This window comes from Sphingopyxis indica, assembly GCF_900188185.1.
GTDB classification, from domain to species: Bacteria; Pseudomonadota; Alphaproteobacteria; order Sphingomonadales; family Sphingomonadaceae; genus Sphingopyxis; species Sphingopyxis indica.
On sequence record NZ_FZPA01000006.1, the window covers coordinates 15,180 to 39,034 of the forward strand.

Below are 23,855 nucleotides of genomic sequence, written 5' to 3' on the forward strand. Positions count from 1 at the left end.
CGTGGGGATTCAAGGGACCAGCGGCCGCGGCGCGACGATACGCCGCCTCGCCTTCATTGCAGCGTTCGCAGCCGGCACCATCGCGGCGCCGGCGCAGGCGGCCGACCAGAGCAGCACCGCCAATGCAGCAGTGATCCGCCCGAACACCCTGATCAAAACCGGCGATCTCGATTTCGGAACACTCGCAAGCGGCGCGACCGGCGGCACGGTGACGATCGACCCGGTCACCGGCGCGCGCAGCACGAGCGGCGGCGTGACCCCGGTGGGCGCCGGCGAGCAGCGCGCAGTGTTTCAGGGAACCGGCGGCTTCCTGCTGCTCTTCGTCAGCGGCAGCAATTCGGCCACATTGGCGCGCGCCGGCGGCGGTGCCGCGCCGATGACCGCGACGCTGACCCGCGCCGCGACGACGAACGGCGGCGGCACCGCCTTGCTCGGCGCGAGTGCGATCTTGTTCCCGAGCGGCGTGCAAACCTATTATGTCGGCGGCACGCTGACCGTCCCCGCCAACCAGCCCGCGGGCGACTATAGCGGCACCTTCACGCTGACGGTCAATTATCTGTAGGTCGGGGAACGGGCGATTGCGGTCGTAAAGGTCCTCCCCGGCACGGGAGGGGGAGGACCGTCCGCTCCCCATCCCAATGCCTTCGTCCGACTACCGCTCGACAATCCGCGCACTCAATGACGAACGCCGTTTGCGCACACCACGGCACGCCCCTATATCGACCCGATGAACAGCCCCACCGATCCCCGCAGCTTCCTCTACCGCGCCGACGCGCTCGACCCCGATCTTGCGCAGGCACTTGCGCGCGACGCGCTTGCCAAGGCCGACGATGGCGAGCTCTATCTGCAATATCGCGCGACCGAGAGCTTCGGCTTCGATGACGGGCGGCTCAAAACCGCCGACTATTCGACCGACGCGGGCTTCGGGTTGCGCGCGGTATCGGGCGAGATGACGGGTTTTGCCCATGCGAGCGACATCAGCGCGCCGGCGATCCGCCGCGCCGCAGAAACGCTCGCGCTGCTCGACCCGGCCAAGGTGCCGCCCGCCGGGCCGCCCGCGCGCACCAACCGCCATCTCTACGACGAGGCGAATCCGCTCGACCTCGTGCCCTTCGCGAAGAAGGTCGACCTTTGCCAAAAGATCGACGCCGCCGCGCGCGCCCGCGACCCGCGCGTCGCGCAGGTGTCGGTCGCACTCGCCGGCAGCTGGTCGGTGGTCGAAATCGTCCGCGCCGACGGCTTCCTCGCCACCGACATCCGCCCGCTCGTCCGCCTGAACGTCTCGATCGTGGTCGAGGAGAATGGGCGGCGCGAGAGCGGCTATTTCGGCCTCGGCGGCCGCTATATGTACGATCATCTCTTCGAAGAGGGTCAGTGGAACCGCGCGATCGACGAAGCGCTGGCGCAGGCGCTCGTCAACCTGCGCGCGGTCGATGCGCCCGCGGGCGAAATGACCGTGCTGCTCGGCCCCGGCTGGCCCGGCGTGCTGCTCCACGAAGCGGTCGGCCACGGGCTCGAGGGCGATTTCAACCGCAAGGGCACGAGCGCCTTTTCGGGCCGCATCGGGGAGCGCGTCGCCGCGCCCGGCGTCACCGTGATCGACGACGGCAGCATCCTCCAGCGGCGCGGTTCGCTCAGCATCGACGACGAAGGCACGCCGACGCAGGAGAATATCCTGATCGAGGACGGCATCCTGAAGGCCTATATGCAGGACCGCCTCAACGCGCGGCTGATGGGGGTCGAGCCGACCGGCAACGGCCGCCGCGAGAGCTTTGCCCATGCGCCGATGCCGCGGATGACCAACACCTTCATGCGCGGCGGCGGCGACGATCCTGCCGAGCTGCTCGGCCGCGTCAAATCGGGCATCTTCGCAAAGAGCTTCGGCGGCGGTCAGGTCGATATCGTCTCGGGCAAATTCGTCTTTTCCTGCACCGAGGCCTACAGGATCGAGAATGGCAGGCTCGGCGACCCGATCAAGGGCGCGACGCTGATCGGCGACGGGCCGAGCGTGCTCACCAAGGTGACCGGAATCGGAAACGACATGGCGCTCGACGAGGGCATCGGCGTGTGCGGCAAGGGCGGCCAGAGCGTCCCCGCGGGCGTCGGCCAGCCGACACTGCTGGTCAGCGGGCTGACGGTGGGCGGCACGGCGTAATATTCGCTTTCGCGACGCAAAACGGGGGAGTGTGATCGACGTCATTGGCTTGGCGCTCCCGCCGCGCCAGCGTATAGGCGCATAACGACAACAACAGATTCGGGCCGCACATCCGCCGGAGCTTTCCGGCCACAGGGGAGGATTGCATGCGCTCGATTCTGCGACTGGTTTCGCTTTCCGCTCTCGCCGCCACGCTCGCCGCCGTTCCCGGCTCGGCGCAGAGGACGACGGGACCGAAGGAACGCTATGAAATGGATGCCGCGACCGCCTCGGGCTTCGCGGCGATGACTGCGGGCGGAGGAAAGCCGGGGCTCGGCAGCGCGATGGGGATGATGTTCGGCGGCGGCCCCGAGGGGAAAGTCGTCCATACGCTCGACCTCCGCCTCGGCTCGAACCAGGCGCCGTCGAACCCGCCGGTGCGCGGCGAGCATTATTTCGAGCCGCAGGCGAAGCTCGGCAAATCGGTGCCGCTGCTCGGCCCCGAGCCCGGCAAATATATGCCGCGCGAGGAAAGCGACGAAATGCCGCAGAATTTCGAGCGGCCCAAGGGGCGGATGCTGCTCTTCTGGGGCTGCGGCGCCAAGGCAGGGCCGGGCCAGCCCGTCATCATCGACTTTTCGAAGCTCGCGGCGGGGCAGATGCCGCCGAACCTCTTCACGACGACGGTGCCGCGTGTGCGCGAGGTTATGACAACGAACAGCAAGAGCTATGCCGCCTGGCCGAACAACAAGTCGGCAAAGGTGCCGCCCGCCGATGCCTCGCTGCTCGGCGCGCACCGTGTCGCGAGCAACGTCGGATCGGACATCAGCTTCACGCTCGCACAGGATTATATGCCCGCGCTCAACGCGCAGACCACGATGCAGGGCGACGGATCGGTGCTGCTGCGCTGGAACCAGCTCGCGCCCGCGACCGGCTATGTCGCCTGGGCGTTCGGCGGCATGGACCGCGGCGACGCCGGCGGCGATATCGTCTGGTGGACGAGCAGCAACGCACGCGAATTCGGCGGCGGCCTGTGGGACTGGCTGCCGCCCGCGACGGTCGCGAAACTCGTCGGCCAGAAGGTCGTGATGCCGCCGACGCAGACGAGCTGCGCGATTCCCGCCGAGGTCAGGAAGGCCGCAGGCGAGATGATGTTCGGCAATTTGAACGCTTTCGGCCCCGAGGCCAATTTCGCCTATCCGCCGAAGCCTGCGGGCAATGCCGTGTGGGACATCGACTGGACCGCGAAGGTCCGCTTCCGCTCGCACACGGCGCTGATGATCGGCGCCGACTTCGCGGGCATGGGTTCGGGCGGTGGTGACGCTGCGACGCCCGCCGAGAAACCCAGGAAAAAGAAGTGCAAGGGCCCGCTCGGCATCCCGCTGCCGCCCGAAGCCTGCTGAGCGCGCGGGGTATCGGACCGCAAAATAATCAGCAACCACTCGCTGCAACATGATATGCTCGCAGCAAGGGTGAGACCATTTTGCAAGGGAGTCGAACCATGCGTCCGATAATCGCTATTCTGTTGTCCGCTTCGCTGTTGGGAGCGTTGTCGGCACCCGCCGCGGCAAAGGAAAAGCTCACCGGCGAAGCGAAGTTGAGCAAGATGCTCGAGGGCCGCGTCGCCGGCGAACCGCAGGATTGCATCTCGCTGCCCGCCGCATCGAGTTCGGAGGTGATCGACAAGACGGCGATCGTCTATCGCATCGGCAGCACGCTGTGGGTCAATCGGCCGAGAAGCGGTGCCGAATCGCTCGACGACGACGATATTCTGGTCACCAAGCTCAACAGCACGCGCCTGTGCTCGATCGACACGATCGAACTGCACGACCGCAACAGCCATATGTACACGGGCTTCGTCTCGCTCGGCGAGTTCGTGCCCTATCGCCTTGCCGACAAGGACAAGCCCGCTGGCTAGATGTTTGATCCCGGCATTTGATGGTGCGGATTTAGGTCGAAGCGATCTGGCTGGGGTGTTCAGCATTTGCAGATATATTCGCATGGGGTGAGGCCTTGGGGAGTCTTCAGGCGTCGCCCGCCGCTCGGGCGCGCGTCGCGGGCCGGCGAAGCGGCGGCGATGGAAGAGGGCCGCAATTGGTGATAGGGCGGGAGCCGAACCTGCCGGAGCATCGACCATGGCCGAATTTTTCGACGCGCTGACCGACAAGCATATCGCCTTCATCGAGGCGCAGCCGGTTTTCTTCACCGCGACCGCGGCGGCCGAAGGGCGGATCAATCTGTCGCCCAAGGGCTATGCCGACAGCTTCAAAATCCTCTCGGAGCGGCGGGTCGCCTATCTCGACCTCGGCGGGTCGGGGAACGAGACGCACGCGCACCTCGCCGCCGACGGCCGCATCACGATCATGTTCTGCGCCTTCGACCGCAGCGCGCTGATCCTGCGCCTCTATGGCCGCGGCCGCGCGGTGCTGCCGCAGGATGCCGAATGGCAGGAGGTCGCGCGCGCCTTCACCTTGCTTCCGGGCACGCGGCAGATTTTCGTGATCGACATCGACAGCGTGCAGACGAGCTGCGGCTGGGGCGTGCCGCGGATGGAGCTGGTCGCAGAGCGCGGCACGCTGCAGAAATATCACCGCCAGGCCGATCCCGCCGAATGGACCGAGAAGTTCAAGGCCCGCAATCGCAGCATCGACGGGCTGCCGACGCGCCCGACCGACCGCTATATCGCGGGTGAGACCGAAGGCGCCGACGCCTGATGCCGCTGGTCGAGCTGGTGCGGCTGCCGAACGGGGTCGAGGCCGAGTTGCTGCGCGGCCGGCTCGAAAGTGCGGGCGTCCACGCGGTCTGCTTCGACGCGGGGATGAACATCGCCGAAAGCGTCGGGCTGATGATCCCCGTGCGCGTGATGGTGCTCGACGAGGATCTGGCCGAGGCGCAGGCGTTGATGGAAGAATTCGGCGCGGGCTGAATATCCGCCGTCATTGCGAGGAGCGAAGTGACGAAGCAATCCAGGGTTGCGTAAACCGCTCTGGATTGCTTCGCTGCGCTCGCAATGACGGGCATGGAGGCAACCCGGTTTCCTCCCGTTCGTCATTTGCATCGGAACAGCCGAAGGACAGTCCTTTCTCCCCATGATCAAGGTCGCCAGCTATAATATGCGCAAGGGCATCGGGCTCGACCGCCGCCGCGATCCCGGGCGCGTGCTCGCGGTGCTCGGCGAACTCGACGCCGACATCGTCGCCTTGCAGGAGGCCGACCGCCGCTTCGGCACGCGTGCCAGCGCGATTCCGCCCTATATGTTCGAAGAGCATAGCGACTATGTGCCGGTCGATCTGCTCGATGGTCGCGCACATGCGATAGGGTGGCACGGCAATGCCCTGCTCGTTCGCAAGGGGGTGGAGGTCGAGGAAAGCCATGCGCTGCACCTGCCGACGCTCGAGCCGCGCGGTGCGGTCGCGGCGACGGTGTGCGTCGATGGCACGCGGCTGCGCGTCGTCGGGATGCACCTCGACATTTCGGGGCTGCGCCGCCGCCATCAGGCGCGCGCGATCCTCGATCATGTCGACGCGGGCGAAAATCTGCCGACGATCCTGATGGGCGACTGCAACGAATGGCGCAATCGCGGCGGCTGCCTCGCCGATTTCGGCGCGGATCATCGCCTCGTCGACACCGGGCACAGCTTTCACAGCCGCCGCCCCGTCGCGCGGCTCGACCGGATCTTCGCCTCGCCCGAGCTCGAGCCCGTCGACGCGGGGGTGCATCAGAGCGCGCTCGCCCTGCGCGCGTCCGACCATCTGCCGATCTGGGCGCGCTTTCGGACCGAAACGCACAATGCCTAAAAATTGTGCAAAAGTGCGCGCACCCTGCCTATAAAGCGAACGATTCTTCGCTTTCTGGCATCACTCACGTCACAAAATATTAACAATCGCAAGCCGCTCGCCCGATTGGCACGGCTGTTGCAGCGCAGCACGATGCCATTAGCAAAAGGGGGCATCATGAAGCTGATCCTGGCTATCATCAAACCGTTCAAGCTCGACGAAGTGCGCGAAGCGCTGACCGGGCTGGGTATCGCCGGCATGACCGTGACCGAGGTCAAGGGCTTCGGCCGGCAAAAGGGGCAGACCGAAATCTACCGCGGCGCCGAATATGCGACCAACATGGTGCCGAAGGTGAAGATCGAACTCGTGTGCGACGATGCACTCGCACCGCGTGTGGTCGAAACGCTGCAGCAAAGCGCCGGAACCGGGTCGATTGGCGACGGCAAGATTTTCGTCCTCGACGTCGGTCAGGCCGTGCGCATCCGCACCGGCGAGACCGGCGAGGCGGCTCTGTAATGACGAAGGGGGAAAATATGACGTTCGCAAAGAAAATTGCGGCGAGCGCCGGGGCTGCCGGCCTTGCGCTGTTCGCCGCGCTGCCCGCCTGGGCGCAGGAAGCGGCCGCGCCCGCGGCCGAAGCCGCGGCGCCGGTCGCCAATCCCGGCAACAATGCGTGGATGATGACCTCGTCGCTGCTCGTCCTGCTGATGATCCTGCCGGGCCTCGCGCTCTTCTATGGCGGCCTGACGCGCACCAAGAACATGCTCTCGACGATGACGCAGGTCGGCGCCGCCGCCTGCCTCGCGATGCTGATCTGGGTGATGTACGGCTATGGCCTCGCTTTCGGCCCCGAAGGCAATGCCTTCATCAGCTGGGGCAAGTTCTTCCTCGCCGGTGTGACCCAGGATTCGACCGCCGCGACCTTCACCGACGAGGTGATCAGCGAATATGTGTTCATCTGCTTCCAGATGACCTTCGCCGCGATCACGCTTGCGCTGGTGCTGGGCTCCGTGGTCGAGCGCATGAAATTCTCGGCCGTCATGATATTCGGCATCGTCTGGCTGACGATCGTCTATTTCCCGATCGCGCATATGGTATGGGCGGGCGGCGGTTTCCTTTTCGAAGGCGGCATGTTCGGGACTTCGCTGCCGGCGGCACTCGATTTCGCGGGCGGCACCGTGGTGCATATCAACGCCGGCGTCTCGGCGCTCGTCGCTGCGCTGATCCTCGGCAAGCGCATGGGCTATCAAAAGGAAATCATGGCGCCGCACTCGCTGACGCTGACGATGGTCGGCACCGGCATGCTGTGGGTGGGCTGGTTCGGCTTCAATGCCGGCTCGGCGCTGGAGGCCAATGGCTCGGCGGGTCTCGCAATGATCAACACCTTTGTCGCCACCGCGTCTGCGGGCCTGTTCTGGATGCTCGCGGAGCGCCTCAACGGCCACAAGGGCTCGGCTCTCGGCTTCTGCTCGGGCATCATTGCCGGCCTCGTCGCGGTCACGCCTGCCGCGGGCAACTCGGGACCGTTCGGCGCCATCGTCCTCGGCGCGGTCGCCTCGGTCATCTGTTTCTATGCGGTGACCGTGCTCAAGACCAGGCTCGGCTATGACGACGCGCTCGACGCCTTCGGCATCCACGGCATTGGCGGCATGGTCGGCGCGATCGGCACGGGCATCGTCTATGCACCCGGTCTCGGCGGTCCCGGCGACGGCAGTGTCGGCATCGGCGCGCAGGTTGCGACGCAGATCGTCGCGGTGCTCGTTGCGATCGTCTGGGCCGCCGTCGGCACCATGATCGCCACCTACATCGCCAAGGCGGTCACCGGACTGCGCGTCAGCGAAGAGGTCGAACGCGAAGGCCTCGACCTCGGCGAGCATGGGGAGCGCGCTTACAATTATTGACGAGACAGGACACCCGCCGCCGCACTCTCTCCTCTTTCAAACGGGCGGCGGGGTCCTACCGAGGTTCCTCCTGCGAACCACTGAAAGGCCGGGACCGACTAGTCCCGGCCTCTTTTTGTGCAGTCGCGCCGTGAAACCGTTTGCACAAATTATGAGCAGCGGTGCCGCCAATTTAGGCCTTTTCATCATGACATTAATATGGCATTCATTGGGTCAACAGTTTCAGGAGGGGAGAGCCTGAAAGGCTGGGCCGGGACGCAAGTCCCGGCCCTCTTTTTTTGCCTTCACGCCCCGACGGCAGCGCAGACGCCGGAAAAGCGTGCGTTCGCAGCGCGGTCCGGACCCTCGGCGAATCTTTGCAGGTGCGAATCGCCGCGTGCGAATCATCATGTTCGCTCCTCCGCAAACTTTCGCCCGCGCGTGGAACCATCGGCCGCGGCGGTGCGTTTTACGAACCTGCTCGATCGAAAGAATGAGTGGAATTAGGTTCGCGTCTTCGGACGGAACCTGGGGAAGCCCCGCCGCAGAGATATGGCGGAGCTTACGCGTTCCGGCGCCCCTTTCAGTCGCGCGGCTCGGCCCTGGAAAACATGAAGGCATTGCCGTCGGGATCGTAAAAGGTGATCAGCTTCACCAGCCCCGGCACATGCAGGATATCGCCGTCCTGCCGCACGCCCTCGGCGTCAAGATGCGCCTTCGCCGCGTCGATGTCGGCGACCTCGAACACATTGGTCGCGCCGCCGCCCTGCGTCACCGATTCGACCTGGCTGAGGCCGATATTGACCCCTGCCATCGGCGTCGCGAGTTCGCACCAGCCGATCTCGTCGACACGATAGAGCAGCTTGCACTGCATCACCCGCTCGTACCACGCGATCGACGCATCGATGTCGGTCGCGCCCATCGAGCAGGTAAGTTCGGATCCGATCTGCAATGCCATAAGCCCCTCCATGCCGAAACGGCTCGCCAACCCCGAACTCGGTTCGGAATCGTCTTGCCTTCACGGTCCTGTTTGTATAGTTAGTTGCAAATGCGGTCAAGCGCCCTCGACCCGTTGCTGATCCGGCTTTCCGGCCATCGCTGGCTGGTCCCGCTGCTCGCCGATCTCGTCGCGCATGACGGCGCGCGCTTCGTCGAGTTGCTCCACCGTCTTGCCCTGCCGCGCGACAGTCTGACCCGCACGCTCGATACTGCGGCAACGCTGGGCTGGGTGCGGCGCAACCCCGATCACGGCCACCCGCTGCGCCCCGAATATATACTTACCGAAGCGGGACAGGCCGCCGCCGCACGCGCGGCGCCGATCGCCGAGGCGCAAACGCGGATCGGCCTGTCGCCCGGCGATCCAACGCGCTGGGGCCTGCCGATCGTCGCCGGCATCCGCGGCGGCCACGACCGCTTCAACGCCCTCTCCCGCCTGCTCGCCCCGGCGAGCCCGCGCGCGCTGTCGCAGGGTTTGACCGCGCTCGGCAAGCATGGGCTGGTCACGCGCGAGGTCGTGGACATGCGGCCGCCCGCGAGTCGCTACGATCTTACGCCGCGCGGAAGGTTGCTGGCCGAGGCGTGCGCCTGAACGCCCCCGCTTCAGAGACGGATATTGCGGCTTCCGGGCGGTAGCGGACATGCAATCCTCCCCGGCACGGGGAGGGGGAGGAACGTGCGCTCCCCACCCCAAAGCCGCCGCATGTCTGCAAACGCTATCCTCTCCCCTGAACGGGAGAGGGCGTCTCACCCCAAGGCCGCCCTCACGAAATCGGCCGCGCGCTCGCCGATCATGATGCTCGGCGCGTTGGTGTTGCCGCTGACGAGGCGCGGCATGATGCTCGCGTCGGCGACCCACAGCCCTTCGATCCCATTGAGCTTCAACGCCGGATCGACCACGGCATCGGCGTCGCTGCCCATGCGGCAGCTGCCGACGGGGTGATAAACGGTGTCGGCACGGTCGCGGATCAGCGCGTCTAACGCCGCGTCGTCGTCCAGATCGACCGGATGACGGTCAACCCCGCCATAGTCCGCCAGCGGCGGCGTCGCGACGATGCGGTGCATCATCCGCACGCCGGCGCGCAAGGTCGCCATGTCGCGGTCGTCGGTCAAAAAGCCGGGGTCGATCAGCGGCGCCGCGGCGGGATCGGCCGAGGCGAGCGTCACGCTGCCGCGGCTTTCGGGGCGCAGCACACAGGCGTGACACGAAAAGCCGTGCCCCTTTACCCTGGTGCGCCCATGATCCTCGAGCATCGCGGGCACGAAATGATATTGCACATCGGGCGCGGGCAGGTCGGGGCGCGATTTCCAGAAGCCCCCCGCCTCGGCGAAGCAGGTCGTGAGAATACCGGTGCGGTGCAGGCGATGCTCGAAAATCGCCTTCACCATCCGCCAGGTGCCGCCCAGGCTGTCGCCGAACGGCTCGGTCGAGCGCGTTTCCCAGCTCGACACATAGTCGATATGGTCCTGAAGGTTCGCGCCGACCCCGGCGCGGTCGCGCACGACCTCGATCCCATGTTCGCGCAGATGCGCCGCAGGGCCGACCCCCGACAGCATCAGGATCTGGGGCGACCCGAACGCGCCCGCCGACAGGATCACCCCGCCCGCGGCGCGCAGCGTTTCGCGCCTGCCGCCGCGACGGATCGCGACCCCGACCGCGCGGCCCTTCTCGATCAGGATCTTCTCGACCAGCGCGCCGGTGCGGATGTCGAAATTGGCGCGCCCGCGCAGCGGCTCGACATAGGCGCGCGCCGCCGACCAGCGCTCGCCCGCCTTTTGCGTCACCTGATAGAGACCGAAACCCTCGTTGCTCGGGCGGTTGAAGTCGGCGGTGCGCGGCAATTGCAGCGCCGCCGCGCTCTCGACGAAGCGCCGGCTCGTCACATTGGGCCAGCGCTGGTCCATGACGTTGAGCGGCCCGTCGGCGCCGTGCCATTCGTCGGCCCCGCGCTCATTGCCCTCGCTGCGCTTGAACCAGGGCAGCACATCGGCATAGCTCCAGCCGGTCGCACCGAGTTCGGCCCATTGGTCGTAATCGAAGGCGGTCCCGCGAATATAGACCATCGCGTTGATCGCGCTCGACCCGCCGAGCCCGCGCCCGCGCGGCTGATAGCCGATGCGGCCGTTCAGCCCCCTTTGCGGCACCGTGTCATATTGCCAGTTCGACGCCTTGGGGATGAAGGGCATGAAGCCCGGCGTCTTGACGCGGACAATGTCGTTCGTCCCGCCCGCCTCGACCAGGCAGACGCGCCGCCGCCCGTCCCCGGCAAGCCGCCCCGCCGCCGCGCTCCCCGCGCTGCCGCCGCCGATGACGATGATGTCGAACTGATCCATGATTGCGCTCTCCCTCGTCCCGCTGACATGAATGTCATCAATGCCGAGGGCAAGGGAGAAAGAGCTTCGCGCAGAGACGCAGAGAATTGATTCACGCGGAGACGCGGAGAGACGCGTTACCGCGAGGCGGCTTCTTTTCCGTTGGTCGCGCCAAGAGGAATCGGTGCAGGAAAAATGGGGCCTGTCGGCCCGCACAAGTTCTCCGCGTCTCCGCGTCTCCGCGTGAATCCTATCGTGCTTCTCTGCGCGCTCTGCGGCCTCTGCGCGAAATGATTCCCACGTCGCCCCCGCACGGGCTGGGGTAGCCGTCGGTGTTAGGCTATTTCTTTCTCCAGCGGCCCCCGCCTTCGCGGGGACGACGATTGTTATTCCGCCGGCTCTTCCACTGGCCGCACCGCGCGCCAGCGCGCCTTGATCATCGCGCTCGTCAGCCGGCTGCCGTCGTGGCTCCAGCCGGGTTCGCGCCACAGATAGGCGAGCTTGTGCCGCCACGGCGCGCGCCACACATCCTTCGCGATCCCGACCCATTCGTGGACCGCGGCCCACAGGATGTTGAAGCTGCCGAGCTGCCTGACGATGCCATAGCGCACCGGATCGTCGTCGCGTTCGGCGACGAAGCTGCCGAACATCCGGTCCCAGATGATGAACACCCCGGCATAGTTGGCGTCGAGGTAGCGCGGATTGACGCCGTGGTGGACGCGGTGGTGCGACGGCGTGTTCATCACCGCCTCGAACCATTTCGGCATCCGCCGGATCGCTTCGGTATGGATCCAGAACTGGTAGATCAGGTTGATCCCGGCGCAGAAGAACACCATCGCGGGCGGAAAGCCGATCAGGAAGAGCGGCAGGCGAAAGATAAAGCCCAAGCTGAAGAAGCCCGTCCATGTCTGCCTGAGCGCGGTCGAGAGATTATAGTGCTGCGAGCTGTGGTGGATGACATGGCTCGCCCAGAACCAGCGCACGCGGTGCGCGCTCCTGTGAAAGACATAATAGGCAAGATCGTCGAGGATGAAGCACAGGACCCACGCCCACCACCATTGCCGGAACGCGATGCCGATGTCGAACAGGCGGAACTGATAGACCCACAGCGCCATGCCGACGACCGCCGCGCCGACGAGCGCGCCCGCGACCTGGCTGCCCGTGCCGAGCATCAGCGAGGTCAGCGTGTCGCGCGCCTCGTAACGGCTCCTGTCGGCGCGCAGCGAGACGATCATCTCGACGATCAGCAGCAGGATGAAGGCCGGGACGGCATAGACAACGGGATCGGGTAGTTTATCCATGCGTCCTGCCCCCTTTTGACGAAGGCACTGCGGCACCGGCCCGCTCCCCCGCCCGGCCTCCCATTTCAGGATATTCTGTGGGAGGCCGGGTGGGGGAGCGGGCCGGTGCCGCCTCGTTCGGTCTCGCCGAACGACCGGAAACCTCCCGCATCCGCGAGGCCCACACCCCCGCCTCTTTCCCGAGGTGCAGCGTGACCGCCCCGAAAGTCCGTTCGGGCATCCTCAGCGTCAGGAAATCCTTGTCGAGCCGTCCTTCGACTCCGGCATCGACGGGGCGCGCCGCGAAATGATTGCCGTGCGCGCGGATCAGCAGCATCCGCCCCTCGGCATTGCGGACGATCGCCGCGAAACCCGCGCGGTCGCGCGCGACCTCGACCCCGCCGAACCCCGTCTCGGCCTCGTCGGCGAGGCGGATCGCGTGCGCGTCGTCGGCGATGCGCGGATCGGCGCCGAGGCCCATTCGTCCCACCAGCCACGCGATGAAGAGCACCGCGACGAGCGATGCGACGAGCTGGATCAGGACGGCTGTGGTCACCGCGTCCCGGCCAGGGCGTCCATCATCGGACGCAGCGCCGACAGGTCGTAACCGCGCGCCGCCGCGGCGTTGCAGATCGCATCGAGATCGTCGCCCGCGCGCGCCCTTGCCAGCGCCCACAGGTGCGTCGAGCGCGTCCCCGAGCGGCAATAGGCGAGCACCGGCCCCGTCGCGTCGCCGAGCAGCGTGTCGAGCGCGTCGAGCTGCGCGTGGCTGAAGCCCGCATGGCCGACGGGAATCGCAGCATAGGCGAGCCCTTCGGCGGCGCAGGCGTGCGCGATGTCGGCGCCCTGCGGCGCTGCGGGGTCCTCGCCGTCGGGACGGTTGTTGATGACGAGCGCATAACCCGCCGCCTTCGCCGCCGCGACATCCTCGAGGCTGATCTGGGGCGAGACGCTGTAGCCGGCGGTCAGGGGACGAAAATCGGTCATGGCTGCGATGTATAGAATGGCCGGCTTTGCTGACAAGCGTGAAAGCGGCCCCGCGAGGACAAGCCATTGCCGTGGCCTCCTTTTTGTTCGCACGAAGCCACGAAGCCACAAAGAAGCTTTCCTGCCTCCGTTCGCCCTGAGCTTGTCGAAGGGCCGTTTTTCCAGCAGGCGGCGAACAAAAGAACGGTGCTTCGACAAGCTCGGCACGAGCGGATGAGAGAATTCTTTGTGGCTTCGTGGCTTCGTGCGAAAATCCTTATTCTAGAACCGCCGGATCACGTCCAGAAACGCATCGCCCCACGCCTCGAGCTTCTTTGCGCCGACGCCGGGGATCGCCGCGAGCTCGGCGCGCGAGGCCGGGCGGTCGGCCGCCATCGCGCGCAGCACCGCGTCGTGAAAGACGACATAGGGCGGCACCCCCGCCTCATTCGCGAGGTCGCGCCTTACGCCGCGCAGCGCTTCGAACAAGGGATCGCCGACCGGGTTCGCTGCGGCGCGATCGGCGCGGCCGCCGCGCCGCGTGCGCCGCGCGGGCGGCTCGGCGATCAGCACCGGCACCTCGCCCTTCATCACCGCGCGCCCCGCGGGACCGAACATCAGCCCGCCATGCTCGGTCGTGCTCAGCGCCTCGCGCGCCATCAGCGTGCGCACCAGCGGCTTGATCAGCCGCGCCTCGTCGCCCTCGACGATCCCGAAGACCGACAGCTTGTCGTGGCCTCGGCTTGCAATCCGCTCGTCGCTGCGCCCGGTGAGCACCGCCTCGACATGCCCGGCGCCAAAGCTCTGTCCGGTGCGATAGACCGCCGAGAGCAATTTCTGCGCGAGCACCGTCGCGTCGAGCTGTTTCGGCGGGTCGAGGCAATTGTCGCAATTGCCGCAGCGTTCGGGCGGATGCTCGCCGAAATGGCGGAGCAGCAGCGCGCGGCGGCACTCGACCGTCTCGACGAGCGCGCCAAGCGCATTGAGCCGTGCGCGCTCGCCCGCAAGGCGCGCCTCGGGCAGCTCGCCAAGCCGCATCCGCGCGCGCGCGAAATCCTCGGCGCCCCACAGCATCAGCGCCTCGGCGGGATCGCCGTCACGTCCCGCGCGCCCCGTTTCCTGATAATAGCTTTCGATCGACTTCGGCAGCCCGGCGTGCGCGACGAAGCGCACGTCGGGCTTGTCGATCCCCATGCCGAAAGCGACCGTCGCGGTGACGATCCCGTCCTCCGACGCCACGAAGTCGTGTTGCACCCGCGCGCGGCGCTCGGCGTCGAGCCCGGCGTGATAGGCGGCGACGCTGCGCCCCGTCGCCGCGGCGAGCCGCGCGGCCATCCGCTCGGCGCCGTCGCGCGTCGGGCAATAGACGATCCCCGGCCCCGGATTGGCGGCGATGAAGTCGGCAAGCTGCTTCGCCGCGCCGATCCGCGGGCTGACCCGATAGCGGATATTCGGGCGGTCGAAGCCCGCGAGCACCAGCCCCTCGGCGGGGATGCCGAGCTGGACGAGAATATCCTCGCGCGTGTGCCGGTCGGCGGTCGCGGTCAGCGCGAGGCGCGGCACCTGCGGGAAGGCGTCGAGCAGCGGACGCAAAAGCCGATAGTCGGGACGGAAATCATGTCCCCATTCGCTGACGCAATGCGCCTCGTCGATCGCAAAGAGCGCAGGCACGCGCGCTTCCATCAGCGCGCGAAACCCCTCGCCCGTCGCGCGCTCGGGCGCGATGTAGAGAAGGTCGAGCTGGCCGTCGCGATAGGCCTGGCGCGTATCGGCGAAATCGGCATCGACGCTGGTGAGCGACGCGGCACGAATCCCCGCCGCGCGCGCACCGCGCAGCTGGTCGTGCATCAACGCGATCAGCGGCGACACGACGACGACGCAGCCATCGAGCGCGACCGCGGGCAACTGATAGGTCAGCGACTTGCCCGCCCCCGTCGGCATCACCGCCAGCGTGTGCTCGGCCGCCATCACCCGCGCGACCACATCGGCCTGGCGTCCGCGGAAATGGTCGAAGCCGAAGGTCGATTTCAGAAGCGGAAGGAGAGCGTCGGGAGCGGACATCGTGCGGCCGCACTAGAGTGATTTCGAGTGAAATGGAACATTTCACGGCTCGGAAATCACGGCAAAACAAGAATCTGGAGTGCCGGTTTTGGTCATCGAACCCGGCACTCTGGCGGGGCGGGCGCCGAAGATGCAACCGCCCACGCCAAAGCAGAGAGCCCGGCGAATCGCTTCGCCGGGCTCCTTCGAATTCCGTCCTTTTCCGCCGCCTCAGTTGCGGGTGCTGCCCATCAGGCGGAGGAGGAACATGAACATGTTGATGAAGTCGAGATAGAGGTTCAGCGCCCCCATCACGACCGATTTGCCCACAAAGTCGGTGCCGCGGACGTGGAAATACATGCTCTTGATCTTCTGCGTGTCATAGGCGGTGAGGCCCGCGAACACGAGCACGCCGATCACGCTGATCGCGAGGCTGAGCGCGCTCGACTGCATGAACATGTTGATGACCATCGCGACGAGGATGCCGACGACACCCATGATCAGGAAGGTGCCGAAACCCGACAGATCCTTCCTGGTCGTATAGCCATAGAGGCTGAGACCGAGGAAGGCCGCGGCGGTCGCGAAGAAGGTCTGCGCGATCGACGCGCCCGTATAGACGAAGAAGATCGACGCCATCGACAGGCCCATGACGACCGCGAACGCCCAGAAAAGGCCCTGCGCCGCCGCGGTCGACAGCCGGTTGATCCCGAAGCTCAGCACCATGACGAACGCCAGCGGAGCCAGCATGATCACCCATTTGAGGATGCCGGGACCGAACAGCAGGGCGGGGGCGCCCGACCAGTTCGAAAAGAGCAGCGCGACGATGCCGGTCAGCAGCACGCCCGACGCCATATAATTATAGACCGACAGCATGTACGACCGCAGGCCGGCATCGACGGCTCCCTCCGCCGGACGGGCGGTGCCAAAGCCGGACGCCGCCATATTGGGGTCGTTCCAATTAGCCATTTCAAATCTCCATCACCGGCCAGAACATACCGGCCGTGCGGACAATATCGGTGTTTTGGCGGCCGCTTTCAAGCGAAACCGGACAGCCGCGCGCGGGCGGGCTGGAATCGCGCGCGCGAGCGCCTATGCTGGCACCGCCATGTCCACGCATCGCCTGTTCGTCGCCCTGCGTCCGCCGCGCGCCGTTCGCGCGCTGCTGACCGGTGCGATGCACGGCATCGCCGCGGCGCGCTGGCAGAGCGACGAGCAGCTTCACCTGACCCTGCGCTTCGTCGGCGAGGTCGACCGCCACCGGGCCGAGGATATTGCGGCGGCGCTCGGCACGCTGCACGGCCATGTGGTCGCGGCGCGGATTGCCGGCGTCGGGTTGTTCGAGCGGCAGGGGCGGCCGCACATGATCTGGGCGGGGATCGAGCCTGCCGAGCCGCTCGCCGCGCTTCACCGCAAGGTCGACCAATGCCTCGCGCGCGTCGGCATCGCCCCCGAAACGCGCGCCTTCGTGCCGCACATCACGCTCGCGCGCCTCAATCGCGCGGCGGGTCCGGTCGCGCCCTTCCTCGCCCTCAACGGCGATCTCGCGAGCCCGCCTTTCGTTTTCGACCATGTGATCCTGTATGAAAGCGAGCTGGCGCACGGCGGCTCGCGCTATCACCCCGTCGCGCGCTACGTGCTCGACGCAAATTCGGACACCAACGCCGAGGCGACCGCGCTGACGTCGTCCCACGTCGCCGCAAAGCCGTGATCGGCGCCATAATAGGGATCGGTCACGCTTTCCCCCGCGCGCCCCGGCACCAGATCGAGCATCAGCAGCAGCCGCGCGGTCGCATCGGCGGGGGCGATGGCGCGCGCATCGCGCAAATTGGTCTCGTCGGCGGCAAGGATCAGGTCGAAGCGCCGGAAATCCTCGGGCACCAGTTGGCGCGCGCGCAAATCGCCGATGTCGATCCCGCGCCGCCGTGCCTCGGCCTGCGCACGGGCATCGGGCGGATGACCGGCGTGCCAGTCGCCCGTCCCCGCCGAATCGAGCGTCGCCGCGAAGCCCGCGGCGTCGAAGGCCGCGCGTGCCGCACCCTCGGCGAGCGGCGAGCGGCAGATATTGCCGAGGCACAGGAACAGGATCGCAGGGCCGTCCGCCGTTACGGCATCGCGGCGCGGAGGAGAAACGGGCAAAAGGTGAATCCTCTTTCAACTTGCGCGCACGTCGCGCTCTGCTAGCCATGGGCCCCGAGACGGACGATAACGGGTCAGGGAGAGGCTTGCCAATGGCGGATCGCGAATTTGCAGCAGCGCCGGGATCGGAAACGCCCGGCGCGCCGGTGGCCGCGACCCGCGCGACGCCCTATGCCTGGTACGCGCTCGGCATCCTGTTCCTCGTCTATGTGCTCAATTTCATCGACCGCCAGATCATCACCATCCTTGCGCCCGACCTGAAACGCGACCTGGGGCTCGACGACGCCGACATCGGCTTTCTCTATGGCACCGCTTTCGCGGTCTTCTATGCGCTGTTCGGGGTGCCGCTCGGACGGCTTGCCGACGCGTGGCACCGCATCCGCCTGCTGACCGTCGGCCTGTCGGTCTGGTCGGCGATGACCGCACTGTCGGGGCTCGCGACCGGAAAGCTGCAACTGTCGGCGGCGCGGATGGGGGTCGGGGTCGGCGAAGCGACCGCCGGGCCGGCGGCCTATTCGCTGATTTCGGACCTGTTTCCAAAGCATATGCGCGCAACCGCGCTCGCCATCTATTCGGCCGGGCTCTATTTCGGCGGCGGCATTTCGCTGATGATCGGCGGCTTCATCGTTCAGGGGTGGAACCGCACCTGGCCCGGCGGCGGCCCGTTCGGGCTCGTCGGCTGGCAGGCGGCGTTCATGGCGGTGGGCATTCCCGGCCTGCTCCTCGCGGCGTGGGTCGCGACCTTGAAAGAACCGGTGCGCGGACTCGTCGACGGCGTGCCGACCAAGCCCTCGCCGACCCCGTTCAAGGGCTTTTTCGAAGAGCTTTATGCGATCATTCCGCCCTTCACCCTGCTCGCGGCGATGTCGCGCGGCGGCCGCGCTTTGGCGATCAATCTTGCCGTCGCCGCACTGCTGGCGCTGGGCGCGCTGGCGATGATCCGGGTCACCGGCGCGGCGCTGCAATGGTGGTGCATCGCCTTCGGCTATTACGCCGTCTTTTCCTGGGCGAGTTCGCTCAGGAGCCGCGATGCGCCGGCCTTTCATCTGATCTGGGGATCGCGAGCCTTCATCACGACGATCCTCGGCTATGGCACCGTCGCCTTCATGTCCTATGCGTCGAGCGCCTTTGCGCCCGTCTATGCGCTCGAAATGCTCGGCGAGGACCCTGCCACGGTCGGCTTCTGGGTCGGCGGCATGGGGGCGCTGGCGGGCTTCCTCGGGGTCATCCTCGGCGGCCGCATGTCGGACTGGCTGCGCCAGCGGAGCGAAGCGGGGCGCCTGCTCGTCGTGATGTTCGGGCTGCTCGCGCCGATCGTGCCGATCGTCATCGCCTTCACGACGAAACCGGAACCGGGGAGCGCCGATTTCATCCGCTTCACCGCCTTTGCCTCGCTCGCCGGGCTGCTCGCGTCGAGCGCGCTCGGTGCCGCGGCGGCGACGACGCAGGATCTGGTGCTGCCGCGGATGCGCGGCACCGCGACCGCGACCTTCTTCCTGTCGACGACGCTCGTCGGGCTCGCGCTCGGTCCCTATATGGCGGGACAGGTGTCGGCGATGACGCACAGCCTGTCGACCGGCGTGCTGTCGACGCTGGCGATCGTGCCCTTCGGCCTCGCCATGCTGGTCATCGCCTATCGCCGCGTCCCGGCCGCGGCCGCAAACGTCGTCGAGCGCGCCCGCGCCGCGGGGGAAGCGATCTGAGGCCCTATTGGGCTGCCGGAACGTGGAGCACGCCGCAGGCGACGCGCCCGCCGCTGTTGCCGCTCGGGTCGGTCATCATGTCGTCGGGGCCGGCGTGGATGACGAAGGCGGCGCCGTCGGCGTCGAGAATGCCGTTCGCGCCGCTGAGCGGCGTGCCGACGAGCTGGATCGACGCCTGGCCGATCGTGCCATCCTCGACGACAAGGTTCGGCAGGTCGCCGTGATGCGCGCCCCGCGGGTTGTTGCGGCCGTGCTGGGCGCCGGTCGGGTTCCAGTGACCGCCCGCGCTGGAGAAATCGGGGGGCGTGCATTGGCCGGTGGTGTGGATGTGCATGCCATAGGTGCCGGGGGCAAAGCCGCGCGCGACGACCTCGATCTTCAGGCCGCTGCCGTCCTTGAAGATGTCGACGCGGCCGCGGTCGGCGCCGGCGGCGTCGGCGAGCTGCGCGGTCGCGTCGGGAACCGGGAGGGTGGTGACGGGCGCGCCGCCCGATTTGGCGCAGCCCGCGAGCGCGAGCGCCCCGAGCGCAGTCAATCCGAGAAAAATCTTGCGATGCGATGCGATCGTCATGCTCTGCTCCCCATTGCCGGTTGGACTCGCAGCGCCCGGCGAGTCCGATGCGCGCCATGATGACGCGCTTCCGGTGCAGTTCCAAGGGCTAAGTGAAACAAGGGTTTGGGGCGCGCGGCGGGAGCATGAAAAAGGGGCCGCGAATCGCTTCGCGGCCCCGTTCGTCCGGTCGTCGGATCAGCGATCAGAAGACGCGGGCATATTGCTCGTTGCCGACGAAGCCGAGCTTGCCGACGCCGCTGCGCTTGATCACCGCCATCACATTGTCGACGACGAAATAACGCGCGAACGGATCGGGCTGCACCTGCAGCTCGGGCTCGACCGGCATCGCCTTGGTCTGTTCGAGATATTGCGCGAGCTGCGCAAGATCGACCGCCGAGCCATTCCAGGTGATCGTCCCGTTGGCGAGGATCATCACCTTGTTCTTTTCCGGATCGACATTGTTTTGCGAATCGGTCGGAACCGGCAGGTCGATCTTCACCGCGTGGGTCTGGACCGGGATGGTGATGATGAACATGATGAGGAGCACGAGCATGACGTCGATCAGCGGCGTCGTGTTCATTTCCATCATCGGTTCATTTTCGTCCCGATCGCCAACTGCCATGGCCATAGGATTATTCCTTCATAACTGAGCGGACCGACGCCTTAGAGGCGGCCCAGCGTGCCCGACCCAGGCGCGGGTTCGGAAATGAACCCGATCTTCTGGAAACCGGCATATTGCATCGTATAGATGACCCCGCCGATGCACTGGTACGGCGTGTTGATGTCGCCGCGGATATGCACTTCGGGGAAATTCTCTTCGGTAATATTCTGCGGGCCGCCGATATCCTCGAGCAGCTTTTCCAGCTTGTTCTGGCCCATTTCGAGCAGCTGGCGCGAATCGACCGGCGTCTGGCCCCAGAAAACCTCGCATGCGGTGCTTTCGGGGTTGGGTTCGCCGTCGCCGTCCGTGTCCGCCGAGCGCACCGAGATGTTGACATTCTCGGGCTTGGTGGTCGTCGGTTCGAAAACCACGTCGGGCAGCTTGAGGTTCACCGTCTCCAACACCACCGGAACCGTGATGAGGAAGATGATGAGCAACACCAGCATAATATCCACGAGCGGCGTCGTGTTGATGTCGGACATCGGGGCATCTTCGCCCTTGTTGCCTGCACTCATCGCCATAGGATTAGCATCCTGTCACAAAATTTCTGTCATGGCCCGTGAAGGGCGCACCGCGCCCGCCACGTCCGCGGACCCCGCGCCGGCCGGTTGCCCGAACGGCGCGGAGACCCGGAAAATCAGGCCTTCTTCGGCGCCGCGGCCGGAGCAGCGGCCTTTGCCGGCGCAACGCTCGGCTTCACCTGGCCGCCCGACATGATCGAGCCGAGAACGTCGTTCGAGAAGGTCGACAGACGGCGGGCGATCGCCTTGTTGCGGCTCTGCAGCCAGTTGAACGCGAGCACCGCGGGAACCGCGACGATCAGACCGATCGCGGTCATGATGAGCGCTTCACCGACCGGACCGGCGACGGTGTCGATCGAGGCCTGGCCCGACGCGCCGATCTTCACGAGGGCGCGCAGAATACCGATAACGGTACCGAACAGACCGACGAACGGCGCGGTCGAACCCACCGTCGCGAGGAAGGCGAGGCCCGAGTTCAGCTTCGAGTTGATGTGGTTCTGCGACCGCTCGAGCGTGCCGTGCATCCAGTCGTGCGCTTCGACCGGGTCGGTCAGCTTGTTATGCTCTTCGGCGGCGCGCAGGCCGTCTTCGACCACCTGGCGATAGGCGCTGTTCTTTTCGAGCTTCGCGGCGCCGTCGGCGAGCGTCGGAGCGCGCCAGAAATTGACGTCGACGGCCTTGCCCTGGTTGATCACCTTATTCTGCTCGAACAGCTTGGTGAACAGGATGTAGAGCGTGCCGACGAACATGATCAGCAGCACCAGGAAGGTCACCTGCGACACGATCCCGCCCTCGCACAGCGCCGGAACGAGACCATAGGGGTTCTCGCCTTCGCTCTTCACGCACATCGAAGCGGGCATGAGGGTCATGCCGACATCATGGCCACCCGCCGCAGCAGCGGCATTTGCGATCAGATTAAACATATTGGAAATTCCCTCTCAAAATAATCGTAAGATCAAAAACCGTGAAAATGGAAAATCGTAACCGTCGGGCGGATCACTTCGGGATCTGCCAGCGGATGCGATTGCTGTAGCTTCCCGTCGTGGGGTTGCCCGCCTTGTCCTTCGCCGGGTTGAACCGGGCGCGGCGCGAGATCAGCTTGCACGTCTCGGCATCGAGGTCGGCATGCCCGCTCGACGAGGTGATGTCGCACGAGGTCACGCGGCCATCGGTGCCGATGGTGACGCGGAAACCGGTCGTGCCTTCACGCTCTTCGCGCATCGCGCGCGCCGGATAGTCGTCGTTGGTCGCCCAGCGGCCCGGATTGCCCTTCGGCGACGCGGCGGCGCTGTTGTCGACGACCGGCGCCGGGGGCGCAGGCGGAACATAGATCGGCGGCGGCGGCGCGGGGGGCGCCTTCGGAACCGACTGGACCGTGTTCGTGGTCACCGGCGGCGGGATCGGCGACGGAGGCGTCACGACCGGCGGCGGCGGCGGCAGCTTATTGTCCGGCGGCGGCGGCGGCGGCGGCTCCTCCGGCGGCGGCGGCTCTTCGACGTCCACCACGTCCAATTTTTCGGCGATCTTCTTGACGATGCTGATATTCAACCCATTTACCAGGCCGTAGCCCAGCAATGCGGTAAACAGACCGACCAAGACAATCGCCACTACCCTGTTTTTAGGGTCGACATTATCACCATAAGCCATTCAGGGACGACGCTCCTTGCTAGATCATCCTGACACCAAATCCATGCCGACGGGTTCGGTTGCGCACATGCCCGGATGATTTCCGATGCGTTCCGCGAGACCCGGCGGTTAGCTTCCGGCTGTTATGTTCTTCCGGGCGCTTCGCCGGACGTCCTATCGCGGTGGCGACAAGTTCGCAAACCCTTTATCGGCGGTTAATGTGCGGTGCCCCATGATGGGGCTGATCCGCCCCAACGAGCCCAGACCGCGACAGAAAGTATATTGCCGATGCGCTTCCCTCTCGCCGCCGCCGCCCTTGGCCTTAGCCTTCTAAGCATTGGAATCCCGCCCGTTTTCGCGATGCAGGATGACGATGCCGCCGCGACCGGGGCGCAAAGTCCCTATAGCTATTCGGACCTCGCCGACCTGGCCGTCGCGGCTCCGATCGTCATCCGGGCGCAGATAAAAGACAGCGCCGGGGTCGAGTCCGAACGCGCCCCCGGCCTCGCCGCAGGGCACAGCCGCTTCTATGTCGAAGCCGATATTGTCAGCCTGATTCGCGGCTCGGCGCCGCTGGCAAAACGCATATCCTATCTCGTCGACCTGCCGCTCGACGCGCGCGGCAAACCGGCGAAGCTCAGGAAGAAGCAGCCCGTCCTGATCTTTGCCCAGCCTGTCGCGGCCGGCGGCAGCGGTTCGGCGAGCACCAGCAGCATCCGCCTTGTCGCGCCCGACGCACAGCTCGCGTGGGACGCCGCGACCGAGGCGCAGCTTCGGGCGATCCTGACCGAATTGGTGAAGCCCGGCGCGCCGCCCAGGATCACGGGCATCGCCAACGGCTTCCATGTCCCCGGCACCCTGCCGGGCGAAGGCGAAACGCAGCTGTTCCTCGACACCGCGAACGGCGATCCGGTTTCCTTGACGATCACGACGCGCGCCGACGGGTCGCGGCGCTGGTCGGCCGCCTTTGGCGAAATCGTCGAGGGCGCCGGGATTCCGAAGCGCAACACGCTTGCCTGGTATCGCCTCGCCTGCGGGCTGCCCAGGACGCTGCCGCTGTCGAAGCTCGCCGGCACCCCGGCCGCCGATCGCCAGAAGGCGGCATCGGATTATGCCGCGGTGCTCGGCGCGCTCGGCGAATGCGGGCGCACGCGCACGCCGCCGCCGGGCGCCTGATCGCCGCGGCCCGCCCGCCGGCTTTCGGCAGGCAAAGGATAAATAGCCCGCCCTCCCCTTGTATCGGCGCGAAAAGGCGATAGGGGCGCTCGCA

26 protein-coding genes are annotated in these 23,855 nt (G+C 66.5%); 13 read left to right on the forward strand and 13 right to left on the reverse strand.

The window, feature by feature from the left end; all coding sequences use genetic code 11:
* Nucleotide 1 precedes the first annotated feature (1 nt).
* From CHB69_RS09395 to CHB69_RS09435, 9 genes are all read left to right on the forward strand, one after another.
* Nucleotides 2-562, forward strand: a complete 561-nt coding sequence (locus CHB69_RS09395; protein WP_170935502.1) for a DUF4402 domain-containing protein — start codon at nucleotides 2-4, stop codon at nucleotides 560-562.
* Between the two features lie 165 nt (nucleotides 563-727).
* Nucleotides 728-2,155, forward strand: coding sequence for a metalloprotease TldD (gene tldD / locus CHB69_RS09400; RefSeq protein ID WP_089215759.1), 1,428 nt, complete (start codon nucleotides 728-730; stop codon nucleotides 2,153-2,155).
* Nucleotides 2,156-2,301: 146 nt separating this feature from the next.
* Complete coding sequence (locus CHB69_RS09405) at nucleotides 2,302-3,537, forward strand: hypothetical protein (RefSeq protein ID WP_089215760.1); 1,236 nt, start codon at nucleotides 2,302-2,304, stop codon at nucleotides 3,535-3,537.
* Nucleotides 3,538-3,635: 98 nt separating this feature from the next.
* A complete protein-coding gene (locus CHB69_RS09410) occupies nucleotides 3,636-4,052 on the forward strand; it encodes a hypothetical protein (RefSeq protein WP_089215761.1) in 417 nt (138 codons plus the stop codon).
* A 217-nt stretch (nucleotides 4,053-4,269) separates the two neighbouring features.
* Nucleotides 4,270-4,848: a pyridoxamine 5'-phosphate oxidase family protein gene (locus tag CHB69_RS09415; protein WP_089215762.1), complete on the forward strand. Its 579-nt coding sequence runs from the start codon at nucleotides 4,270-4,272 to the stop codon at nucleotides 4,846-4,848.
* Nucleotides 4,848-5,060 carry a putative signal transducing protein gene (locus CHB69_RS09420; protein ID WP_089215763.1) on the forward strand — a complete coding sequence of 71 codons (213 nt, stop codon included), beginning with the start codon at nucleotides 4,848-4,850 and terminating at the stop codon, nucleotides 5,058-5,060. Before CHB69_RS09415 ends, CHB69_RS09420 begins: the two co-directional genes overlap by 1 nt.
* Before the next feature lie 163 nt (nucleotides 5,061-5,223).
* Nucleotides 5,224-5,931 (forward strand): endonuclease/exonuclease/phosphatase family protein, encoded by a 708-nt coding sequence (locus tag CHB69_RS09425; protein WP_089215764.1) that lies wholly within the window; start codon nucleotides 5,224-5,226, stop codon nucleotides 5,929-5,931.
* A gap of 156 nt (nucleotides 5,932-6,087) precedes the next feature.
* Entirely contained in the window at nucleotides 6,088-6,426 is a 339-nt protein-coding gene (locus CHB69_RS09430; protein WP_003043080.1) for a P-II family nitrogen regulator, read from the forward strand.
* A 17-nt stretch (nucleotides 6,427-6,443) separates the two neighbouring features.
* A complete protein-coding gene (locus CHB69_RS09435) occupies nucleotides 6,444-7,811 on the forward strand; it encodes an ammonium transporter (protein ID WP_089215929.1) in 1,368 nt (455 codons plus the stop codon).
* 562 nt (nucleotides 7,812-8,373) lie between these two features.
* On the opposite strand, the gene CHB69_RS09440 is transcribed toward CHB69_RS09435, so the two are convergent.
* The gene (locus tag CHB69_RS09440) at nucleotides 8,374-8,748 is read right to left on the reverse strand and encodes a VOC family protein (RefSeq protein ID WP_170935503.1); all 375 of its coding nucleotides are present in this window, start codon (nucleotides 8,746-8,748) and stop codon (nucleotides 8,374-8,376) included.
* Nucleotides 8,749-8,838: 90 nt separating this feature from the next.
* Here CHB69_RS09440 and CHB69_RS19700 point away from each other — a divergent pair, with 90 nt between their 5' ends.
* Nucleotides 8,839-9,378, forward strand: coding sequence for a winged helix-turn-helix transcriptional regulator (locus tag CHB69_RS19700; protein WP_141133957.1), 540 nt, complete (start codon nucleotides 8,839-8,841; stop codon nucleotides 9,376-9,378).
* Nucleotides 9,379-9,533: 155 nt separating this feature from the next.
* Here CHB69_RS19700 and CHB69_RS09450 read toward each other — a convergent pair whose 3' ends face one another.
* From CHB69_RS09450 to CHB69_RS09475, 6 genes are all read right to left on the reverse strand, one after another.
* Nucleotides 9,534-11,120 carry a GMC family oxidoreductase gene (locus CHB69_RS09450; protein ID WP_089215766.1) on the reverse strand — a complete coding sequence of 529 codons (1,587 nt, stop codon included), beginning with the start codon at nucleotides 11,118-11,120 and terminating at the stop codon, nucleotides 9,534-9,536.
* Nucleotides 11,121-11,485: 365 nt separating this feature from the next.
* Nucleotides 11,486-12,400, reverse strand: coding sequence for a sterol desaturase family protein (locus CHB69_RS09455; RefSeq protein ID WP_089215767.1), 915 nt, complete (start codon nucleotides 12,398-12,400; stop codon nucleotides 11,486-11,488).
* Entirely contained in the window at nucleotides 12,393-12,935 is a 543-nt protein-coding gene (locus CHB69_RS09460) for a hypothetical protein (protein WP_245836670.1), read from the reverse strand. The genes CHB69_RS09455 and CHB69_RS09460 overlap by 8 nt, the downstream gene beginning before the upstream one ends.
* Entirely contained in the window at nucleotides 12,932-13,366 is a 435-nt protein-coding gene (locus tag CHB69_RS09465) for a protein tyrosine phosphatase family protein (protein ID WP_089215768.1), read from the reverse strand. Before CHB69_RS09465 ends, CHB69_RS09460 begins: the two co-directional genes overlap by 4 nt.
* A gap of 261 nt (nucleotides 13,367-13,627) precedes the next feature.
* Nucleotides 13,628-15,406 carry a DNA helicase RecQ gene (recQ, locus tag CHB69_RS09470; protein ID WP_089215769.1) on the reverse strand — a complete coding sequence of 593 codons (1,779 nt, stop codon included), beginning with the start codon at nucleotides 15,404-15,406 and terminating at the stop codon, nucleotides 13,628-13,630.
* Between the two features lie 210 nt (nucleotides 15,407-15,616).
* Nucleotides 15,617-16,351: a Bax inhibitor-1/YccA family protein gene (locus CHB69_RS09475; protein ID WP_089215770.1), complete on the reverse strand. Its 735-nt coding sequence runs from the start codon at nucleotides 16,349-16,351 to the stop codon at nucleotides 15,617-15,619.
* Between the two features lie 139 nt (nucleotides 16,352-16,490).
* Here CHB69_RS09475 and thpR point away from each other — a divergent pair, with 139 nt between their 5' ends.
* Entirely contained in the window at nucleotides 16,491-17,093 is a 603-nt protein-coding gene (thpR, locus tag CHB69_RS09480) for an RNA 2',3'-cyclic phosphodiesterase (RefSeq protein ID WP_089215930.1), read from the forward strand.
* Here the strand turns inward: thpR and CHB69_RS09485 are convergent.
* Complete coding sequence (locus CHB69_RS09485) at nucleotides 17,015-17,521, reverse strand: low molecular weight protein-tyrosine-phosphatase (RefSeq protein ID WP_089215771.1); 507 nt, start codon at nucleotides 17,519-17,521, stop codon at nucleotides 17,015-17,017. The two genes, thpR and CHB69_RS09485, sit on opposite strands and share 79 nt — an antisense overlap.
* Before the next feature lie 92 nt (nucleotides 17,522-17,613).
* Here CHB69_RS09485 and CHB69_RS09490 point away from each other — a divergent pair, with 92 nt between their 5' ends.
* The gene (locus tag CHB69_RS09490) at nucleotides 17,614-19,224 is read left to right on the forward strand and encodes a spinster family MFS transporter (protein WP_089215772.1); all 1,611 of its coding nucleotides are present in this window, start codon (nucleotides 17,614-17,616) and stop codon (nucleotides 19,222-19,224) included.
* A 4-nt stretch (nucleotides 19,225-19,228) separates the two neighbouring features.
* On the opposite strand, the gene CHB69_RS09495 is transcribed toward CHB69_RS09490, so the two are convergent.
* The 5 genes from CHB69_RS09495 to CHB69_RS09515 form a co-directional block, all read right to left on the reverse strand.
* Complete coding sequence (locus tag CHB69_RS09495; protein WP_089215773.1) at nucleotides 19,229-19,795, reverse strand: superoxide dismutase family protein; 567 nt, start codon at nucleotides 19,793-19,795, stop codon at nucleotides 19,229-19,231.
* Between the two features lie 184 nt (nucleotides 19,796-19,979).
* Nucleotides 19,980-20,405, reverse strand: coding sequence for an ExbD/TolR family protein (locus tag CHB69_RS09500; protein ID WP_089215774.1), 426 nt, complete (start codon nucleotides 20,403-20,405; stop codon nucleotides 19,980-19,982).
* A 35-nt stretch (nucleotides 20,406-20,440) separates the two neighbouring features.
* Nucleotides 20,441-20,959 carry an ExbD/TolR family protein gene (locus CHB69_RS09505; protein ID WP_170935504.1) on the reverse strand — a complete coding sequence of 173 codons (519 nt, stop codon included), beginning with the start codon at nucleotides 20,957-20,959 and terminating at the stop codon, nucleotides 20,441-20,443.
* A gap of 116 nt (nucleotides 20,960-21,075) precedes the next feature.
* Nucleotides 21,076-21,882 (reverse strand): MotA/TolQ/ExbB proton channel family protein, encoded by an 807-nt coding sequence (locus CHB69_RS09510; protein WP_394357133.1) that lies wholly within the window; start codon nucleotides 21,880-21,882, stop codon nucleotides 21,076-21,078.
* 73 nt (nucleotides 21,883-21,955) lie between these two features.
* Nucleotides 21,956-22,606: an energy transducer TonB gene (locus CHB69_RS09515; protein ID WP_089215775.1), complete on the reverse strand. Its 651-nt coding sequence runs from the start codon at nucleotides 22,604-22,606 to the stop codon at nucleotides 21,956-21,958.
* Nucleotides 22,607-22,945: 339 nt separating this feature from the next.
* Between CHB69_RS09515 and CHB69_RS09520 the strand changes: the two genes are divergently transcribed.
* On the forward strand, nucleotides 22,946-23,761 hold the full coding sequence (locus tag CHB69_RS09520; RefSeq protein ID WP_089215776.1) for a hypothetical protein: 816 nt from the start codon (nucleotides 22,946-22,948) through the stop codon (nucleotides 23,759-23,761).
* The last annotated feature ends 94 nt before the right edge of the window (nucleotides 23,762-23,855 follow it).

Bases quoted from the DNA above. Each gene is read 5' to 3' on its own strand.
- tldD (WP_089215759.1), top strand. From the start codon at position 728: ATGAACAGCCCCACCGATCCCCGCAGCTTCCTCTACCGCGCCGACGCG.
- CHB69_RS09405 (WP_089215760.1), top strand. From the start codon at position 2,302: ATGCGCTCGATTCTGCGACTGGTTTCGCTTTCCGCTCTCGCCGCCACG.
- CHB69_RS09410 (WP_089215761.1), top strand. From the start codon at position 3,636: ATGCGTCCGATAATCGCTATTCTGTTGTCCGCTTCGCTGTTGGGAGCG.
- CHB69_RS09415 (WP_089215762.1), top strand. From the start codon at position 4,270: ATGGCCGAATTTTTCGACGCGCTGACCGACAAGCATATCGCCTTCATC.
- CHB69_RS09420 (WP_089215763.1), top strand. From the start codon at position 4,848: ATGCCGCTGGTCGAGCTGGTGCGGCTGCCGAACGGGGTCGAGGCCGAG.
- CHB69_RS09425 (WP_089215764.1), top strand. From the start codon at position 5,224: ATGATCAAGGTCGCCAGCTATAATATGCGCAAGGGCATCGGGCTCGAC.
- CHB69_RS09430 (WP_003043080.1), top strand. From the start codon at position 6,088: ATGAAGCTGATCCTGGCTATCATCAAACCGTTCAAGCTCGACGAAGTG.
- CHB69_RS09435 (WP_089215929.1), top strand. From the start codon at position 6,444: ATGACGTTCGCAAAGAAAATTGCGGCGAGCGCCGGGGCTGCCGGCCTT.
- CHB69_RS09440 (WP_170935503.1), bottom strand. From the start codon at position 8,748: ATGGCATTGCAGATCGGATCCGAACTTACCTGCTCGATGGGCGCGACC.
- CHB69_RS19700 (WP_141133957.1), top strand. From the start codon at position 8,839: ATGCGGTCAAGCGCCCTCGACCCGTTGCTGATCCGGCTTTCCGGCCAT.
- CHB69_RS09450 (WP_089215766.1), bottom strand. From the start codon at position 11,120: ATGGATCAGTTCGACATCATCGTCATCGGCGGCGGCAGCGCGGGGAGC.
- CHB69_RS09455 (WP_089215767.1), bottom strand. From the start codon at position 12,400: ATGGATAAACTACCCGATCCCGTTGTCTATGCCGTCCCGGCCTTCATC.
- CHB69_RS09465 (WP_089215768.1), bottom strand. From the start codon at position 13,366: ATGACCGATTTTCGTCCCCTGACCGCCGGCTACAGCGTCTCGCCCCAG.
- recQ (WP_089215769.1), bottom strand. From the start codon at position 15,406: ATGTCCGCTCCCGACGCTCTCCTTCCGCTTCTGAAATCGACCTTCGGC.
- CHB69_RS09475 (WP_089215770.1), bottom strand. From the start codon at position 16,351: ATGGCTAATTGGAACGACCCCAATATGGCGGCGTCCGGCTTTGGCACC.
- thpR (WP_089215930.1), top strand. From the start codon at position 16,491: ATGTCCACGCATCGCCTGTTCGTCGCCCTGCGTCCGCCGCGCGCCGTT.
- CHB69_RS09490 (WP_089215772.1), top strand. From the start codon at position 17,614: ATGGCGGATCGCGAATTTGCAGCAGCGCCGGGATCGGAAACGCCCGGC.
- CHB69_RS09495 (WP_089215773.1), bottom strand. From the start codon at position 19,795: ATGACGATCGCATCGCATCGCAAGATTTTTCTCGGATTGACTGCGCTC.
- CHB69_RS09500 (WP_089215774.1), bottom strand. From the start codon at position 20,405: ATGGCCATGGCAGTTGGCGATCGGGACGAAAATGAACCGATGATGGAA.
- CHB69_RS09505 (WP_170935504.1), bottom strand. From the start codon at position 20,959: ATGGCGATGAGTGCAGGCAACAAGGGCGAAGATGCCCCGATGTCCGAC.
- CHB69_RS09510 (WP_394357133.1), bottom strand. From the start codon at position 21,882: ATGTTTAATCTGATCGCAAATGCCGCTGCTGCGGCGGGTGGCCATGAT.
- CHB69_RS09515 (WP_089215775.1), bottom strand. From the start codon at position 22,606: ATGGCTTATGGTGATAATGTCGACCCTAAAAACAGGGTAGTGGCGATT.
- CHB69_RS09520 (WP_089215776.1), top strand. From the start codon at position 22,946: ATGCAGGATGACGATGCCGCCGCGACCGGGGCGCAAAGTCCCTATAGC.